The sequence below is a fragment of the Methylothermus subterraneus genome (assembly GCF_054656915.1).
Genome location: NZ_BAAHXK010000032.1, coordinates 1 through 1,436, shown reverse-complemented (window position 1 = coordinate 1,436; position 1,436 = coordinate 1). Strand labels below are relative to the sequence as shown.

Genomic DNA, 1,436 nt, shown 5'->3' with positions numbered 1-1,436 from the left:
TATCTCGTGACGACACTATCTAAGAAATCGGGACGATCGCCCAGGCTTGATCTTTGAGTACCGGCAGAGGCTGACCCGGTGATCAGCAGCTTCATTGCATCGTATGGTTATCTGGCGGTTTTTGCCGGTACGCTTCTTGAAGGCGAGACCATTCTGATCGCGGCGGGTTTTGCGGCGCATCGCGGGCTGCTCGATTGGCCGTTGGTAGCCTTGACCGCAACGATCGGAGGTGCCCTCGGAGACCAGTTGTTTTTTGTGCTCGGGCGCTGGAAGGGCGATGCGTTGATTCAACGGTTTCCCGTCTTGGAAAAGCATCAGGGTCGCGTTCACGGCTTGCTGGAGCGCCATGCGGTCTTGGCTATTCTCACCGTCCGTTTCCTTTATGGACTCCGCATCGCTGGTCCGCTGTTGTTGGGATCGAGCCGTGTGCCGATGCTTCGTTTTGTCGTGCTGAACCTGATTGGCGCGGCCCTGTGGGCGATTGCCTTGTCTGGTGCGGGTTATGCGTTCGGGCTCGCGCTCAATGTACTCATCAAAGATCTCAAGCGAGTGGAAGAGATCGTGTTGATTGCAATACTGGCTGTCGGCGGCCTAGCTTGGCTTTGGCGAAGATTGCGCGGGAATGGGCGTAGAACTGTGAACATGGGAAATGGCGAGGCCCGTTGAGTTGGCAATGGTTTGCGTTGGGATAGGCGTTTTTCGCAGGACTGACCGCAATCTTGGGGCGTATCGAAATTTTGTGTGTGAGGCGGAGAGGGACTTTTCCTCGGTGCCGCCGGCCCTTGTATGGCCGGGGCGGGCCTGCGCGGGTTTGCCTCGCGAGCGTCACCACGGGAATGCATAAGTTCCGAAACCTTTGGCCCGCCTTTGCGGGAGAAGGCGTGCCAGGGGGTTCAGCCCATTGGATACCGGATCCGGGGGGTTACCGGATCGCGAAGCTTAGGCCTCTTTGGGAGAGGACCCCCGTGCGACGTGAGGTCGCTCTAAGTGATTGTTTAGCAGAGGAAACTTTGACTAAACCTGCTGTTCTCTCAGTAGTAGCCTAGGAACACATGCAGGGCGGGCAACTGCTCTGTGTGAAGCTGTTCTGACAATGCAGCCCTTCTCGAAAGAGTGAAGCTGAAACCGTGAGGTTGAAGCAAAACTGCCAGCATCAAGGCGGTTAGGGAGCTAGGCTGGAAGTAAGGTGAGCGAAAGCGAACTGACGATAAATCCCGACATCTCCGAACAGCCAAAGATGCTGATAGGCTGTAACCAAAATGGTAAGAAGGTGGACTTGGCTTTGAGGGTTAGCCAAGCAGAGACGGGACCCTTCCGGGAAATAGTCAGCACCTAACCTTCCATGTTACTTACGCGGAACACGGTAAGCCCGTATCTCCGCCCACAAGGGCAGGCAACCCGCAAGGGAAGCTGTTGGGGGTGCGGGTAGGGGAGGT

Annotated in this window: 1 protein-coding gene; it reads left to right on the top strand. The window is 56.5% G+C overall.

Going from position 1 to position 1,436, the window contains the following annotated elements:
- Positions 1–78 precede the first annotated feature (78 nt).
- A complete protein-coding gene (locus tag ACYQ3M_RS11575; protein WP_460036237.1) occupies positions 79–666 on the top strand; it encodes a DedA family protein in 588 nt (195 codons plus the stop codon).
- Positions 667–1,436: the final 770 nt, after the last annotated feature.